At 51.1% G+C, this 17,350-nt stretch carries 7 protein-coding genes; 1 reads left to right on the top strand and 6 read right to left on the bottom strand.

The window, feature by feature from the left end; genetic code table 11:
* Positions 1 to 70: 70 nt before the first annotated feature.
* From OYT88_RS07415 to OYT88_RS07440, 6 genes are all read right to left on the bottom strand, one after another.
* Complete coding sequence (locus tag OYT88_RS07415) at positions 71 to 1,966, bottom strand: ABC-F family ATP-binding cassette domain-containing protein (protein ID WP_274399013.1); 1,896 nt, start codon at positions 1,964 to 1,966, stop codon at positions 71 to 73.
* Positions 1,967 to 2,750: 784 nt separating this feature from the next.
* Entirely contained in the window at positions 2,751 to 3,407 is a 657-nt protein-coding gene (locus OYT88_RS07420) for a class A sortase (protein WP_274399015.1), read from the bottom strand.
* Positions 3,408 to 3,512: 105 nt separating this feature from the next.
* Positions 3,513 to 10,562 (bottom strand): SpaA isopeptide-forming pilin-related protein, encoded by a 7,050-nt coding sequence (locus tag OYT88_RS07425; RefSeq protein WP_274399016.1) that lies wholly within the window; start codon positions 10,560 to 10,562, stop codon positions 3,513 to 3,515.
* A gap of 843 nt (positions 10,563 to 11,405) precedes the next feature.
* Complete coding sequence (locus tag OYT88_RS07430; RefSeq protein WP_274399017.1) at positions 11,406 to 11,813, bottom strand: hypothetical protein; 408 nt, start codon at positions 11,811 to 11,813, stop codon at positions 11,406 to 11,408.
* 467 nt (positions 11,814 to 12,280) lie between these two features.
* The gene (locus tag OYT88_RS07435; protein ID WP_274399018.1) at positions 12,281 to 13,366 is read right to left on the bottom strand and encodes a response regulator; all 1,086 of its coding nucleotides are present in this window, start codon (positions 13,364 to 13,366) and stop codon (positions 12,281 to 12,283) included.
* Between the two features lie 125 nt (positions 13,367 to 13,491).
* On the bottom strand, positions 13,492 to 13,851 hold the full coding sequence (locus tag OYT88_RS07440; RefSeq protein ID WP_274399019.1) for a hypothetical protein: 360 nt from the start codon (positions 13,849 to 13,851) through the stop codon (positions 13,492 to 13,494).
* Between the two features lie 371 nt (positions 13,852 to 14,222).
* Between OYT88_RS07440 and OYT88_RS07445 the strand changes: the two genes are divergently transcribed.
* A complete protein-coding gene (locus OYT88_RS07445; protein ID WP_274399200.1) occupies positions 14,223 to 17,249 on the top strand; it encodes a hybrid sensor histidine kinase/response regulator in 3,027 nt (1,008 codons plus the stop codon).
* Positions 17,250 to 17,350 lie beyond the last annotated feature (101 nt).

A 17,350-nucleotide genomic window follows, 5' to 3' on the forward strand; every position in this document is an offset into this window, starting at 1 on the left:
CGCACGCGGCAAAACAGAACTAAAAAAGCCGGCTGAAACTCTGAAAACAGCTTCAGCCGGCTTTTTGTCACTATTCTTTTTCCAATGCTTCCACTTTCAGCGAAAGCTCGGTCCAGCGGTCCAGCGCCCGATCCAGCTCTTCTTCCGCATCCTGCTGCTGGGCAAAAAGCGTCTGCGCCTGCCCTGCATCGCTACCGGCTTCGGCCACCGCCTTTTTCAGCGTTTCCACTTTTTCCTCGAGCGCGGTAATGCGCGCTTCAATCCCGTTCCATTCTTGTTCTTCTCTGAATGACAGCTTTTTCTTTTTTTGAATCACAGGCGCGGGAACGGACTTTGCCTTCTTAGCCGCCGCTGCATTTCCCGGCGGCTGTTTCTTCTTGTCCGCAATATAGCCACTATAATTGCCTTCGAAGCGCCGGATCACGCCGCTCCCTTCAAAGGCAATCAGGCGGTCGGCAACACGGTCGAGAAAAAAGCGGTCATGCGAGACGGCGATGACTGTGCCCGGAAACTGCAGCAAATAGTCTTCAAGCACACTCAGCGTCTCCGTGTCGAGATCATTGGTCGGCTCATCAAGAAAAAGGACATTCGGCTCCCGCATCAGCACACGCAATAAATAGAGGCGCTTGCGCTCGCCGCCGGACAGTCTGCGAATATACGTGTGCTGCTGCGGTCTGGCAAACAGAAAACGCTCAAGCATCTGTTCCGCCGTCACCAGTTGCCCGTCTGCCGTTTTCATGACCTGCGCCGCTTCTTTAATATAGTCGATGACGCGCAGGTCCTCATCCATTTCAACATGTTCCTGTGTATAGTAACCGATTTTTACCGTTTCGCCGATTTCGACCGTTCCCGCATCCGGCGCAAGCCGCCCGGCGAGCAGATTCAGCAGGGTTGTTTTGCCGCTGCCGTTGGGGCCGATGATGCCGAGGCACTCTCCGGGCGTCACAAGCAGATCGAAATTCTCAATCAGCGGCTGCCCATTGAACTCTTTTGTCAGGTTTTTGGCTTCAATCACTTTTTTGCCGAGGCGCGCCGATCCGATCGCCAGATCGACAGACTGCTTCGTCTCGGGGCCCTTGTGCGCCTGCATTCCGTGTATCCTTTCGATTCGCGCCTTCTGCTTCGTCGACCGCGCCTTGGCGCCCCGTTTCAGCCAGGCCAGTTCCCGTCTCAGCCGGTTCCGGTGTTTTGCCTCGTCAGCCGATTCCCTGTCCTCCCGTTCAGCCTTCTTCTCAAGAAACATTTCATAGTTTCCGTTATAGATATAGAGTTTTCCTTGATCCAGCTCGAATATTTTCGTTGTGACACGATTGAGAAAATAGCGATCGTGTGTGACAATCAGCAGAGCTCCGGGATATTGAATAAGCGCTTCCTCCAGCCACTCGATCGTTTCATTGTCAAGATGGTTGGTCGGCTCATCCAGAATCAGCAGATCGGCCGGCTGGATCAGCGTACGGGCAAGCGCGACTCTTTTTTTCTGGCCGCCGGAAAGTTCGGCAGCCGGCGTGTGAAAGTCATGGATACCGAGACGGGTTAAAATATTGGCGGCCGCCGCTTCGGCTTCCCAGGCCCCCGCCGCGTCCATTTTCTGCTGCTGTGCCATCAGAGCATCCTGCTTCGTCCTGCTTGAAGGATCGTCATCCAGATCCGCAAGCGCCTGTTCGTAGTTCCTCAATGTGGCCATCATCGGCGCCGTCCCGCCGTAGATGTAATCAATCGGTGCGACGCCGGTTTCGAATGCCGGCGACTGCGCCAGATAGGCCAGCCGGAAAGCATTGGCGTGCCGGATGGTTCCGGCCTCAACCGAATCCGCACCCCCGATCACATTGAGCAGCGTCGATTTACCGGTGCCGTTCACGCCGATCAGGCCGATTCTTTCCTTCGCGGAAATTGAAAAAGAAATCCCGTCAAGCAGCGTTTTATCTCCGTATGTCTTATATAATCCTTCAGCATCAAGAATGCTCACTGACATCATCCTTATTGAAAAATATGATTATCCTCATGCTTATCCAGTTCGGCAAACTGCGTCGTCAGCCGGCCGTCGACTGTCCGCCGTAAAATGTTTCCGACCCATCCAGACCGGCAGAGTGTGCTTCAATTCCGCATCGGCCGTTACTGACATTCGGATAGGCTCAGAAATTTCGGTGCGGCTTCAGTCCGATTCGGTGTTTTCTGCTTTTCGGCGCAACTTTGAACCGATTCGGTGCGGCTTTTTCCTATTTCGGTGCGAGTTCTGACCGATTCGGTGCGGCTGCTCAAGTTCGGTGCGGCTTCGGCTCGATTCGGTGCGAGTTTTCTGCTTTTCGGCGCAACTTTGAACCGATTCGGTGCGGCTTTTTCCTATTTCAGTGCGAGTTCTGACCGATTCGGTGCGTCTGCTCAAGTTCGGTACGGCTTCGGCCCGATTCGGTGCGAATTTTCTGCTTTTCGGCGCAACTTTGAACCGATTCGGTACGGCTTTTTCCTATTTCGGTGCGACTCCGAAATTTCGGTGCGAGTTTTGCTCTTTTCGGTGCGGCTTTTCAGTATTTCGGCGCGACTTCAGCCTGATTCGGCGCAAGTTTCCGGGATTCGGTGCGGCTCCGAAATTTCGCTGCTGATCGCCACGCGCATTGCCCAAAAGAATAGATACCCGCCCTGGACGACGGATCGCGGCGCTCCGGCCAGATACATAAGCCGATGGGATACTCCGTTTGAAAAATTGTCGCTGCAGCTGAAACATGCGGTATCTCTTTTTATCTTACACCACTTCAGTGCCGTTTGGCATCGTGAGGAGTCACACCGATCAGTTTTCCCGTGACAACGAGCCTGTTCGGTGTCCGCGTCGGTTTATCGCATGTAATCAGCGTGATCTGTTTTTCGGCCGTCTGTTCAATCACGCTTCCGTCTGTTTCCGGAACAATCCTTTTCCCTGTAATTTCGTACGTGTAATCATTTTTCAGATCAGTAATTACGACCTGGCTGCCGATACGAATATGCATCAGCGGGCCGAACAACAGGCTTGCCTGCCGCATATGGTGCCCCGCGAGCGGATAGTTTCCCGTACCCATTCGCTGATCCGGCCGCATCGTCGTCGCTCCGGCGAGCAGATTCGCGCTCGTCGTCCCCTTTAAAATAGGCAGATTGATTCCCACGCTTTTTATCGTTATCTGACCGACCACCGCTTCCGGATCGGCACCGGCGCCCGCCTTCAGGGTTTCAAAAAATGAAGGCGGCTGGATCGCACCAAAATCACCAAAATCGAAGGAAGCCTGACGATGATCATTCTCGTTCAGCTGGACCGCCGTCAGTTTTTCCGCGCTCAGGCGGGTGCTCATGAACCCGATCAGGGCGTCTTTGATAAAAGGGGAACAGATCAGAACCAGGCCTGTCAGAATCAGAACTGTAATTATTAACTTGCGTCTCATCCCGGATCATCCTCTTTTGCTGTCCTCTTTTTTCTATAAAAAAGCACCTGATCAAAGTATCCCGATCAGATGCCGTTGAAAAAATTCAATTGCCTGCCGGCAGGGTCAATCGCGATTCTTCCGTCTTCTCGTGAAGAAGGCAATGGCTCCGCCGCTTATAAGAAGCAGAGATCCTCCCGCGACGGCGGCGATATCGCTCGTATCGCCGGTAATCGGAAGCGCTCCGCTTTTCCCTGACGCAGCGGTCTGTACAAGATGATACTTACCGCCTGCAAGGCCTTTAAAGGAAACATTGCCCGTCTTATCTGCGCTGACTCCGTGTGCAACGATATGGCCGTGCTGATCGACAACATTGTACGTTCCGCCCGGTTTGCCTCCGGGAATTACCTGATTAATCAAGTCCGGCCGATCCGTCGCAGTAATTTCGACTGCCTTCGCCTGACCTTTTGCAATGGCAAAAGGAATCGGCGTACTGTCCAGCCGGTAGTTCTTCGGCGCTGCCGTCTCGACAAAGAAGTAATGGCCCGGTGCAAGACCTTTGACTGTAAATTGGCCATTGGCATCCGTTATTAATCCTGTTTTAAGCGTTTTGCCATGACTGTCTTCCAGTTTAAATACCGCGCCTTGAAGATGGATGCTGCTGTCATTCCGGTCGACTTTCGTCAGCCGCACATCACCCGGCGTCAGCCGATCCGTTGCCGTGATCGGAACAGCCGCAACATCTGTGTTCGTCACTTTAAACGGAATCGGCGTCGCATCCAGCTGATAGCCGCTCGGCGCTTTCGTCTCGACAAACTGATAGCTGCCGGCCGGAAGACCGCTGACCGTAAACTGGCCGCTGCTGTCCGTCGTCCAGATCGATTTCAGTGTATTTCCATTAATATCCTTGGTCACCGCCTGGCCGCTGCTGTCTTCAAGCTTGAATTCCGCGCCTGCAAGCTTGGCATTGCTGTCGTTGGCATCGACTTTCGTCAGCGTCGCGGCATCCAGTTTATCCGTTGCCGTAATCGGAACAGCTTTGACTTCCGTGTTCGTTACTTTAAACGGAATCGGCGTTGTATCCAGTTGATAGCCGTTCGGGGCCTTCGTCTCGACGAATTGATAGCTGCCGGCCGGGAGACCGCTGACCGTGAACTGGCCGCTGCTGTCCGTTGTCCAGATCGATTTCAGTGTATTTCCATTAATATCCTTGGTTACCGCCTGGCCGCTGCTGTTCTCCAGCTTGAATTCCGCGCCTGCAAGCTTGGCATTGCTGTCGTTGGCGTCGACTTTCGTCAGCGTCGCGGCATCCAGTTTATCCGTTGCTGTAATCGGAACAGCCTTGATTTCCGTGTTCGTTACCGTAAACGGAATCGGCGTTGCATCCAGCTGGTAGCCGTTTGGCGCTTTGGTTTCCACAAAATGATAGCTGCCGGCCGGAAGACCGCTGATCGTAAATTGACCATTGCTGTCCGTTGTCCAGGCCGCAGGCAACGCATTGCCGTTGATGTCCTTGGTGATCAGCTGATTATCACTGCCGTACAGCTGGAACTCAGCACCCTGAAGATGGATGTTGCTGTCGTTCGCATCGACTTTCGTCAAAGTAATCTGATTTAACTTATCCGTTGCTGTAATCGGAACAGCCTTGACTTCCGTATTCGTCACCGTAAACGGAATCGGCGTCGTATCCAGTTGGTAGCCGCTCGGCGCCTTCGTCTCGACAAACTGATAGTCGCCGGCTGCCAGACCGCTAACCGTAAACCGGCCGCTGCTGTCCGTCGTCCAGGCCGCAGGCAGGTCCTTGCCGGACGCATCTTTGGCTACCGCATGACCCTGGCTGTCCTGAAGCGCGAATTCCGCACCCGCAAGCTTGGCATTGCCGTCGTTCGCGTCGGCTTTCGTCAGCGTCGCAGCATCCAGTTCATCCGTTGCTGTAATCGGAACGGCCTTGGCTTCTGTATTCGTCACCGTAAACGGAATCGGTGTTGTATCCAGCTGATAGCCGTTCGGCGCCTTTGTTTCGACAAACTGATAGCTGCCCGTCGGAAGACCAGTGATCGTGAACTGGCCGTTTTGATCCGTCGTCCACGCAGGCTGCAGATCATTGCCTTTTACATCCTTGGTTACTATATTGCCGCTGCTGTCTTCAAGTTTGAATTCTGCACCCTGGAGGTGAATGCTGTTATCATTCTTGTCGACCTTCGTCAAAGTAATCTGATTTAATTTATCCGTTGCCAATATCGGAACAGCCTTAACTTCCGTGTTCGTCACGGTAAACGGAATCGGCGTCGCATCCAGCTGGTAGCCGCTCGGCGCCTTCGTCTCGACAAACTGATAGTCGCCTGCCGGAAGACCGCTGACCGTGAACTGGCCGTTGCTGTCTGTCGTCCATGTTGCCGACAATTCTTTGCCAAACGCATCTTTGGTTACCGCATGGCCCTGGCTGTCCTGAAGTGTGAATTCTGCACCCGCAAGCTTGGCATTGCCGTCGTTCGCGTCGACCTTCGTCAGCGTCGCGCTGTCCAGATTATCCGCCGACGTCACGGCCTGGGCTTTCGTGTCGCCATTCGTTACGTTAAAAGGAATTGGGGCCGTATCCAGTTGGTAACCGTTCGGCGCTTTCGTCTCGACAAACTGATAGCTGCCCGTCGAAAGACCGGTTACCGTGAACTGGCCGCTGCTGTCCGTCGTCCAGGCCGCCGGCAGATCCTTGCCGAATGCATCTTTGGTTATCGCATGGCCCTGGCTGTCCTGAAGTGCGAATTCCGCACCCGCAAGCTTGGCATTGCCGTCGTTGGCGTCGACCTTTGTCAAAACGACGCTGCTCTGAGTATCGGATTGGGTCAGCTGCTGCGTACCGGGATCGCCCGAACCGCTTGACGCTATCGTAAATTCAACCGGGGAAGCATTCACGGTATAGCCGTTCGGCGCCTCGGTTTCCGCAAACCGGTACGTGCCCGGGGCCAGACCGGAAGCGCTGATCTTGCCGTCGCTTCCCGTTACCAGATTCTGTTTTATCGTATTCCATGACCCGTCGCCGTTTTGCATTTGCAGCTTATAAACGGCTCCGGCAAGAGGATGGTTCGCATTGTCATCTTTTGTCAGCACTGCGGAGCCCTGATAATCGGTCAGCACTCCTGCATTGACATCGGGGATTTGATTATTCGCATTCGTTGTGACGGTAAAATTGATCGGTGTTGAATTGACCAAATAACCGGCCGGAGCGGATGTTTCCGTTAACTGATAACTGCCCGGGGCCAGCCCGTCGATTTCGACTTTCCCGTTTGCATCGCTTTGAATCGTCTGGTCCGTGCGGGTCGGCGTCCAATTCCCGCCGATATTGCTTTCCAGCTGGAAAGTTGCACCGGCCAGCGGCTGCCCGTTTACATCCTGCTTGGTCAGGATCACCTTGTTCTGACTGTCATCAACGGCCGTCACAGCGCCCGCCGCCGAAGAAGATGCATCAATCGTGATCTTAGTCCCGCTGACCAGAGCGTCGCTGATCGTATAACCGTTCGGCGCCTGTGTTTCTTTCAGAATGTAATCTCCGTATTTAAAATTGTTAAAAGCTGCTTTACCATCGCTATTCGTTGTCAATGTACGCAGCGCCGTTGTTCCGGTACTGTCGTAAAGCGTAAATGTCGCGCCGGCGAGCGGCTGCTTGCTGAGCGAATCTTCCTTCAGCACGGTGAGGCTCCCGTTCACACCGCTGCCGGTCCCGGAGCCGCTCGACACCCGCACGACAACACTTTGGCTCGTTTGCTGACTGACTGTCTGTGTGTTGCTTCCGGACAGCGTCGCCGTATTGCCTAGCGTATCGCGATCATTCGCATTGATCATCGTTCGATAGGTCAACTGATAGGCGCTGTCGATCGTCTTGGCGAATTTAATCGTGAATGTCTGTGCACCCGTATTGTTGTCCGTGTTGACCGCCAGGGTGTAATCTTTGCCCTGCTGCAATTCGTGGCTCGTATCCGTTGTCAGATTTCCACTTGCATCGACCGTTTGCGGATACAGATGGAACGAGTTCGGGTCGATAATCTGATTGTTCGTCGGCGTATCGTCCAGCTGCGCATTGGAAATTGTCGACTGACTTGCATTAATATTGACCGTCCAGTCGACATAGTTGCCGTCCTGTGCGCCGCTTTTTGAGGCAAAACTGCCGCCGTTGGACGGACTGACAGAAGCGGGAAGTGCCGTCACCTGAGTGTTTCCGTCTTTAACCGTCGCCGTATTTGCATACGTTTGGTTTACAACCTGGCCGGCCAGCGACGTTTTAAAGGTAATGTAATAAGGAGTGGTGATTGAATGATTAAAATGAACCGTTAAGGTGTTGCTATTGGCACTGGACGGATAATCGACTGAGTAATCACCGGCCGGCACGTTATCCCCGACTGTAATACCGTTCGCTCCGCCGGTCAGCGTCATGTAATGAACCTCGAGCGATCCGTCAACGTACTGCTGATCGCCTGTAATCGGATCGCTGATCACCGGATCAGTGATCGTAGCCAGATTATAGTTCACGCCGATATTCCAGGTGATCTGTTTGCTCACCGCATTATAGGAGCCGTTTTTAAACCCGTTCGACTTTGTGTCGCTATCCGGGGTAAATGTCGCCGTTGATGAACTATGCTGCGGATCCCCATTTTCATCCGTCCAGTCCAGCTTAGAAGTATTCGAGAATACTTTTCCTGATGTCAGATTCGCATAATTGAAATCCGTTGTGTAATCAATGGTGAACGCATCACTTGTTGAAGAATACGCACTTTTAAAGATAACTGTAAAGCCGTTTGAATCGGAAGTTAATGTGTAATCTGTTCCTTCGGTGAGATCTGTATTTGTTGTCACATCATGGATCTTAAATGTGCTGTTCTGAAGCGACAGTCCAGCGTTGTCAAACGTATCCGTAATGGTGGCGTTCTTCAGTAGATATCCATTGCCGTTGACCGTAATATGCCATGTATCTGTTTTATTTGCATAATTGGCACTCGTACTGTACTTGATAATGCCCTGCTCCGCGGTACCTTTTGAAGCAGGAACAGGTGTTCCTGAATTTTCTTGAACGGAGTTATTGACCGTTCCGTTGGCAGTGACCAGCCCATTAGCTTTTGTCTTGTAGACAATCTGATAGGCGCCGCTGTTGCCGGTTCCGTTAAACGTCAGATCAAAGCCGTTCTTTTCGGATGTAGATGCCGGCGTCACCGTATAAGCGCCGCTGCCGCTGTCGACGAGCGCTCCCTGTGAGAAGCTGCCGTTGTCATTGACGGTCGCATGATAAACCTGCACTGAACCGTCCAGCGATTGTGTGTTGTCAAACAGATCGTGCAGCACCGTTCCGTCCGCTATGTTCTTCTCGTCGCCGTTATAGTTGATCGTCCAGGTGATCGTCTGCGTTGACGCATCGTAACCGGTCGCGCTCTTCGTGAGATGGGTGCCGCGATTATTGTCTACCGATGCATCGGCAGTCAGCGGCGAGTTTTCATCACTGGATAATGTCGCCTTATTGTCAAAGTTTTTAATATCTTTTCCTGCATCTGTAATTGCTGTTGAATACTGGATTTGATAGGCACTGCTGATCGGCTTATTAAAATCGATTTCCAGATTGCCGTCGGCTGTATTCAGCGTATACTGGCTGCTATCAATCGGCGTTGTTCCGACCGTTGTCGAACCGTCGACATTGACCGTCACCGGATAAACTTTTACGGAGTTCGTATCAAGTGTCAGCCCTGTCAGCGTCGGATCGGTCAGCTTAGCGTTTGTCAGCATATTTTCCGTCTGGTTGATGTTGATTGTCCAATTAATGCTGGTCGGATTGTAACTTTTATCCGGCGAACCCTGTTTATCAATCGAATCCATCGTCTTTGACGGCTTGAACGGAATCGTTAATGTTACCGGCTGGCTGATCGGAAACGTGATCTGCTGCTGTGTCGTACCGGTGATCGTCTGAGTATCAAAGCGCGTATTCACCGTCAGCGTTCCGTCTACATAGGAGTGGCTGTCAAAATAAAAATCATTGCTGGCATTATTGATAAACGTCATCGTCACGGTCCCGTCCGTACCGACAGTAAATGTTCCAATTTGTATACCGTTCCCGTCAGTTAATGGAAGGGGGCCTATTGTATTATAGATGGCAAAATCACTGGGCAGTTTAAAAGTATAGTAATCCCCGTCATTCACTTTTAAACCGTTAGGAATGGTGTAGGTGAAATCAATATTCGCCGGCGAATCGGTTGTTGCCCTATTGGATTGATCATAAGGCTTGCCGTTTGCATCCGTCAGCGTGACGCCCGTCAGTATATTCTGTGTGATCTGCGTGCCGGTCTGCGCCGATGTAGAAGCTGCAGCGGAAAATCTATTTATCTTGGGTGCTGCCGATGAACTCGAAGAAGATGCAGAGACTGCTGTACTGCTGCTCTGATCTGCAGACGATACTGAACTGCTGTTCGATGAACCCGATGCAGAGCCGGATGTTGTCGAAGCGGCCGCACTGCCCGATGATCCTGAAGCAGTTGAACTGCTGCCATTGCCGGCAGCCGAGCTCTGGACAACTGTCCATACCGGAACGGCATACGGACTGTTCGCGATGCTGCCGAGATCGAACTTAATTTCGTTCTGTCCTTCCTGCAGGTCGTTGTGGAAAGTCGCCGCAAGAGCGATTTTACCCTTTGTACCCGCCAGTGCCGTTGTCGTTTTATTGATTGTCAGGGTCAGCGCATGAGTCTGCGCATCAATCGAATAGCTGCCGATAACCGTTGCATTATCCGCCAGCTTAATAGCACCCTTCAAAACACTTGTGTCAAACTGAAATTCTTTTGGAATGTTAATCGTTGTGACATAAGGCTGTTTATTCAGACCTTGAATCAGATTCTGAGACAAATTGTAATTGTATTCAATGTTGACCTTATTGTCTTTCTGAATCGGATTATTCTGAGAAACGACTTTTGTCTGATCCGGTTCCGTTCCCGTAGTCAGCTGGACCGGTTTTGTCATGTCGAAGAACTGGCTGTTGTCCGCTGTTTTTGTTGTATTGCCTGTCTCCGCCAGCGCATTGCCTAACGGCGACATCGACGTCTGGCTAAGGATGACAAACAGCGACACAGCGATGATGAGCAGCTGCTTGGTGAACTTTTTTCTCTTTGTCTTTTTCAGTCCGAGCGGAAGCCTCTTTGCTCTCAATTGATTTTTCCTCCTTCTGTGTGTTTTTTTCCCCTGAACGGAATACCATTTGTTTTTTTCATAAGGACGTTCGAATCGTGCAGCTTTTCAGAGATCGGCAGAAAAATAGGTTTAAAGATTTGCAGAAATGATCACTGTTGTTATGTATCCTCCTTCATCCTCCCGTTTTTAAAGCTTCTGTCTCCGGAAGTTTTAAAAAATTTCGCAGAGTACCCCCAACTTTCCGATATTGGTTTCAGTATATTGGGTGGAACTAGACAGTTTCTGAACACTTTTCAACATTTTACCAGTCAATGTAGAATTTCTCTTGATATGTGCGGCAAATCACAGACAAAAAGAAGCTGAGAGCCCGACTTTCCTGCCGGGTTCTCAGCTTCTGGAATGATCATATTTTTTGCCGATTTAGTTAAATGAGTATTCTCCTTTGACTCATGTATCCTGTCGGTCTATGCCGCGAATGCACCGTCGATTCTTCCGAAAAACGATTGATTTGTAGAAGCACTTTGAATGTTCATGCAACGGCGGTTTATTCTGCTGAAAGGATGATGCCTTGTGCGGGCAGGCGTTACCTGGCGGAAACAGCCGATCTTTTTCCTCGGCCGTTGTGTATCCCTGCGAATCATGGCCAAAATCGCCGGCAAACGCTGGCTTATCAGTAAAGAGCAAAATATCAACAGCAATCGATGGAAAATCAACAGGAACAGTCAAGAAATCTGCATTAAACGGGCTGGAATCAATAAGTGGGAATAATCAGAACATAAAGATCGTCCCTGATTGATAAAACATTGTAGCAAGGAGTTTATCCAGTCATGGCGCCCAGGTTTTCGACTGTTTAGTAGCGGTTTATCGGTTGCGGTTGGGTTTTTCGGTCAGTTCACCCAGCTTTTCGGTCAGTGTTGCGAGCTTTCGACCGGTACGGGCTGTCTTTCGGTCAGCATACCCAGGTTTTCGACCGGTACTAGCTGTTTTTCGGTCGGCATGCCCAGGTTTTCGACCGGTACTAGCTGTTTTTCGGTCGGCATGCCCAGGTTTTCGACCGGTAGGCGCCGTTTTTCGGTCGCGGTTGGATTTTTCGGTCGGCTCACCCAGCTTTTCGGTCAGAGCAGAGAGGCTTTCGACCAGTGCTGGCTGTTTTTCGGTCAGCATACCCAGGTTTTCGACCGGTACTAGCTGTTTTTCGGTCGGCATGCCCAGGTTTTCGACCGGTAGGCGCCGTTTTTCGGTCGCGGTTGGATTTTTCGGTCGGCTCACCCAGCTTTTCGGTCAGAGCAGAGAGGCTTTCGACCAGTGCTGGCTGTTTTTCGGTCAGCATACCCAGGTTTTCGACCGGTACTAGCTGTTTTTCGGTCGGCATGCCCAGGTTTTCGACCGGTAGGCGCCGTTTTTCGGTCGCGGTTGGATTTTTCGGTCGGCTCACCCAGCTTTTCGGTCAGCGTTGCGAGGCTTTCGACCGGTGCTGGCAATTTTTCGGTCAGCGCTGCGAGCTTTTCGACCGGTGCCGGCTGTTTTTCGGTCGCGGTTGGATTTTTCGGTCGGCTCACCCAGCTTTTCGGTCAGCGCAGACAGGCTTCCGACCGGTGCTGGCAATTTTTCGGTCGACACGCCCAGGCTTTCGACCGGTAGGCGCCGTTTTTCGGTCGCGGCTGGGTTTTTCGGTCAGCGCAGAGAGCTTTTCGACCGGTACGGGTCCATCAGCTAAAAAGAAAGGCTCATTTTAGTTAATTCATCGCGTTTTTACTCTTTTTATAACGTTCATAGACATGGATGACGTCTTCAACATTGCCGGTTTTATTGTAAATGGAAATTTGGTATTTCATAATCTTTTCGCTATCCGGTTCAATTTTATCGGCCTGCTGGCAGATGTCGAGTGCTTCGACATAGTTTTTCTCGCGGATCAGGAAGTCGATCAGCCGGCAGGCATGCGCCATCCACAGCCGGGAAAGTCTGACGCGCTCAGGCTCCGCCCATATGTATCCGTATTCGCCGAAATAGTGGTCGCTGTACATCTTGAAAAGGCGGATATGTGCCTCGTACGAGGCCGCAGAGATCGGCTCCAGTCCGTTCAGCGCCTTTTCCCATTCTTCCGCATCGATCGGCGTCCCGGATAAAACGAGTGAATAACCGATATCGTTTTTTACAATGCGGTGGTGAAAAGGCAGCTGATTCATCAATTTTCGGATCTGATAGATGGTGGTGTAGAGCTGGGTCTGGGCCTTAGCGGGATCCGCATCCGGCCAAAGAAGTCCTGTCAGCCTTTCTTTGCTGATGAAACGGTCGTGTTCGCTCAAAAAGAAGGCGTACAGTTCCCGGGCTTTCGATGTCCGCCATTTAACCGGAATATAGGTCTTGACACCTTCCGTCCTCCGGTAAAATTTTAGGCTGCCGAAACATTCAATGCCGAGCTGCCGTTTGTCCGCCGCCTCTTTCTCAGAATGAATCCCGGCTTTCGCTTGGCCGAGCAGACGATCAACCGTTTTGTTCAGCCGCGATACGGTAACCGGTTTAAGCAGGTAATCGACGGCATTTATTTCAAATGCCTTAATTGCAAATTCATCGTATGCGGTGATGAAAACAACCTGGACGGCTTCATTGCCGGCCTGGATTGCTTCAGCCAGGTCTATTCCGCTGATTTCCGGCATTTCAATATCCAGAAAGGCGACGTCGACCGGCTCTTTTTCGGCATCAGCGCGCGCGGTCTCCGGATCATCATAGACTTTTATTGTCTGAAAGGCCCCCGTGCGTTCCAGCATTCTTTTTAACTGAGTGCAGGCCAGTCTCTCGTCGTCGACAACCATCGCATTCATCCGGCCGATTCCCCCTTCCCCGGCAGCCGGATTCCAAGAACCGGGTATTTTCTCGGATTTTTTGGACTAATTTAATACATCTATTATATCATACAGAAAAATATGGAAATCAGCCGATTTGGACCCTAATTCTTAAACGAGTATTGCTTCAGCCCATTGCCGCTCTGTACCGTTAATTGATGATCGGCGCTTTCTGGGGCAATTCCTTTTTTGAAAGGCGGCATCATTTCCGCGAACGATAAGTCAAGCACAGCGATCGATAAATTTTCAGCCATGATTAATAATCCGGATCTGTCTTTCGGTTCTGACTGTCCGTACTGATTGATTCCAGTCTGTTCACTGCCGATTACTCCCACGTTACTAATGATTTTGCGCCTTCTGATGATAAATGGTGTTTTACTGTTAATATCCAACGTTTGCCGATGTACTTCGCCATGATTCATATGGATAAGCGCCAGGCTGAAGAAAAATATCGGAGATCTCAAGCGTATGACGTCCGTGCATGAAATACCTTCTTCGGAGGAGTATGCCGCCGTCCGCATGGCCCCTCGGAAGGATATTGTGTCCTTCCGAGGAAGCGGCGGCGCATTCACGCCATCCGACTGATCAATCGTTTCTTATGTAACATTAAAAAAGATTTCAACCCATCTCAATTTAGTTCTGAACCCGGCAATGATTCAGGAGATTATCCCCATGCTATATTATTTTTGAAGCATTCTACTAGATGCATGAGTTGAAAGATACTCATAAATTCTTATTAATCCGCCCTTCAACTTGAATCGCTGAACTGATAGAATTACTAGTATCATATTCCTATTCCGATACGGGAGTGACACGTGTGCGCCGTTTGCCCGCCATGATCATCGTTGTTTTCATTTATATCGGCTTATTTTTAATTTTTTTGTCGTGGTCGCATCTTTCAGGATACAGCGGCCCTATGGCAAAGCAGGGTGCCCTTAATCTCGAAAATTGGAACTTTGAACGGACCGGAGAGGTTCAGTTAAACGGTCAATGGGACTTTTACCCAAATCAGATTCTTTCACCGGCGGCCGTTCATGCGGGCGGGGGCAAGCATGAAATGGCAGTGGCCGTTCCCGATAATGCACAGAGTGTGAAAGGCGGAGAAACATCTGATCTGAGTTACGGAACCTACCGGCTGCTGATCCGCTCCGACCGGGATCGGCAGATTTTCGGCATTCAGACGCAGATCATCTACAGTTCCAGCAGACTATTTATGAATGGACAGCTGATCGGCGGGAGCGGCAATCCTTCGGGCATAAAAGATCAGAATACCTCGCTCAGACCCTATGCCGCCTATTTCCCGATCCGGCGCGGAAATAATGAATTGATTATCCAGGTATCCAAGGCCGAAGGGGTCACGGGATGGGGAATCGCCAAACCGCTCTTTTTCGGCACCGAACGGCAGATCGAGCAAAGCCATGATCTGACCCTGCTCAACGACCTGATCATGATTGTCGCTTTTTTCATTATGGGCCTTTACTTTCTCGGCTATTATATGCAGCGCAGAAAAGATCTTCAACTGCTGTTTTTTTCAATCTTCTGCCTGCTTTTTTCAGTAATCGTTTCCTGGATCAGCCCGGGGCGGCTCATTTACCTGCTTGTTCCCGGCCTCTCCTACGGTGCGGTCACCGTTCTCGAATCGGCAACGACACTGTTCATCGGAATCGCCACGCTGCTTTATTTATTGTATTCGTATCCAAATCTTGTCTCCAAAAAGGTGACGTCCGCGGGTATTGCCTTTTCACTCGTCACATTGGCGCTCGATTTATTATTCCAGCAGAGCTTTCTGGTTGCCGTTGAACTGTTTCTCCATACTTTGCTGGCGATCGGCATCCTCGTCTATGCTACGTACATCTTTGTTCTGGCGATCATAAAAAGAAGTGAGGGAAGCATTTATCTGATGTTTGCCACTCTTTCAATGAGTGTCTACATCATCATCACGACGATCAGCGCATACAGTTCGCGAAGCCTTTTTTCCCTGTACTCCTTTTCATCCATTCTCTTCCTGCTGATGCTCTCGCTGCTGATGTCGCAGCGTTTCTCCAACGCCTTTAAAAGAAGCGAATCTCTGGCGCAGCAACTGATCCGAATGGATAAACTGAAAGATGAATTCATTGCTAAAACATCGCATGAATTCCGGACGCCGCTGAACGCGATTATCAACATTTGCCAGACGCTGCTCGCCCGCAAAAATAAAAAAACGATCAGCGAGGAAAGAGAGAAAATCGAACTGATCATCCATACCGGCTACCGTCTGTCCGACCTCGTGAACGACATTCTCGATCTGTCCAGGATGAAGCAGGGCCTGTTCGCAGTCCGCCCCGTTCCGGTCGACGTCCGGTCGACGGTTGAACTGACGCTGGCTATCTTCAAGACGATGGCTGAAAAAAAGAACCTGCGCCTCGTTGACCGCATTCCGGCCGATCTCCCGCCGGTTCTCGCCGATGAAAACCGTTTCCGGCAAATCGTCGGTAATTTAGTGGATAATGCGATCAAATACACCTATAAAGGACAGATTACCGTTTCGGCCGCTCAGCATGAGGAACAGGTACAGATCAGCGTTGCGGACACGGGAATCGGCATTCCCGAAGCATCGCGCGCGACGATTTTCAATGCTTTTCAGCAGGCGGAAATGAATGCGAGCGAGGGTGCAGGGCTGGGACTGAGCATTGTCCGGCAGCTCATTGAACTTCAGAACGGTACCATCGGATTCGAATCCAAAGTCGGCAGGGGATCCATTTTCCACGTGACGCTCCCGGTTGCCCGCAACCTCCAGAAACCTGTCGTCCATCTGAAAGAACCTGTTGAAACACTGGCGGCAAAGCAAAGCAAAGTATCGCTGACGACCCCCTATTTCTCCAAAAAGCAAAACGCTCCGACCATTCTGATCGTGGATGACAACATCGAAAATCTGGAAATCCTCATTGATATGCTTGAAGCCGTGCCTTACAACGTGATTGCCGTTAAAGACGGGCAGGAAGCCCTCGATATCGTCGCCCGTTCGGAACTTGACCTGATTATTCTCGATTTGATGATGCCGGGCATGACCGGCCTGCAGGTCTGCAGCAAAATCCGCGAACGCCGCGAACGGTTCAGCCTGATCGATCTGCCCGTTCTGATGATTACCGCAGCCGTTATCGGGGCCGATAAATATCAGGCATTCCGCGCAGGCGCCAACGATATTCTGCAAAAACCCTATAACTACTCTGAATTTGCCGCACGTATTAAAGGACTGATTCTCATGAAAAAATCAGCAAACCAGGCGAGAACGATGGAGATCGCTTTTCTGCAGTCGCAGATCAAGCCTCATTTCCTTTACAATGTACTCAATTCGATCATCGCGCTGAGCTATGAGGACGTTGAAAAATCAAGGGAAATGACCGCACAGTTCGCCGCTTACCTGAGAGGCAGCTTTGATTTTCAGAATACGTCGACGCTCAGTTCTTTCAGAAGAGAGCTGGCCCTTGTGCAATCCTACCTGACTATCGAGCAGATGCGCTTTTCCGGCCGCGTCCGCGCCGATTTCGATATTGAGGAAAATCTCGATTTCGCGCTGCCGCCGCTGATGATCCAGCCGCTCGTTGAAAATGCTGTCCAGTACGGGATCGGAAAAAAGAAAAAAGGCGGCCGAATCACGCTGTCCGTGCATCGGGAAAACGCCGGCGTCGCCATCCGTGTTGCAGACGACGGCATCGGCATGACCGAAGAGCAGATCAAAGAGGCACTGACGTCGGAGCATACGCAAAGTGTCGGCCTTAAAAACATTAACCAGCGTCTGAAGCACTATTACGGAACCGAATTACAGATCGAAAGCGCACCGGGAAAGGGAACGGCCGCATCCATGCATATCCCGCAGAAGTAACTATCCCGGTCCGCTATAAAAAAATAGAGGCCGCAGCCCCTCTATTAATGAAAAAAGACACCGGGCGGCTGCAGCAGTATCTTCTTTTTCAATGGCCGCTC

Source organism: Sporolactobacillus sp. CQH2019 (genome assembly GCF_028765345.1).
GTDB lineage: Bacteria > Bacillota > Bacilli > Bacillales > Sporolactobacillaceae > Sporolactobacillus.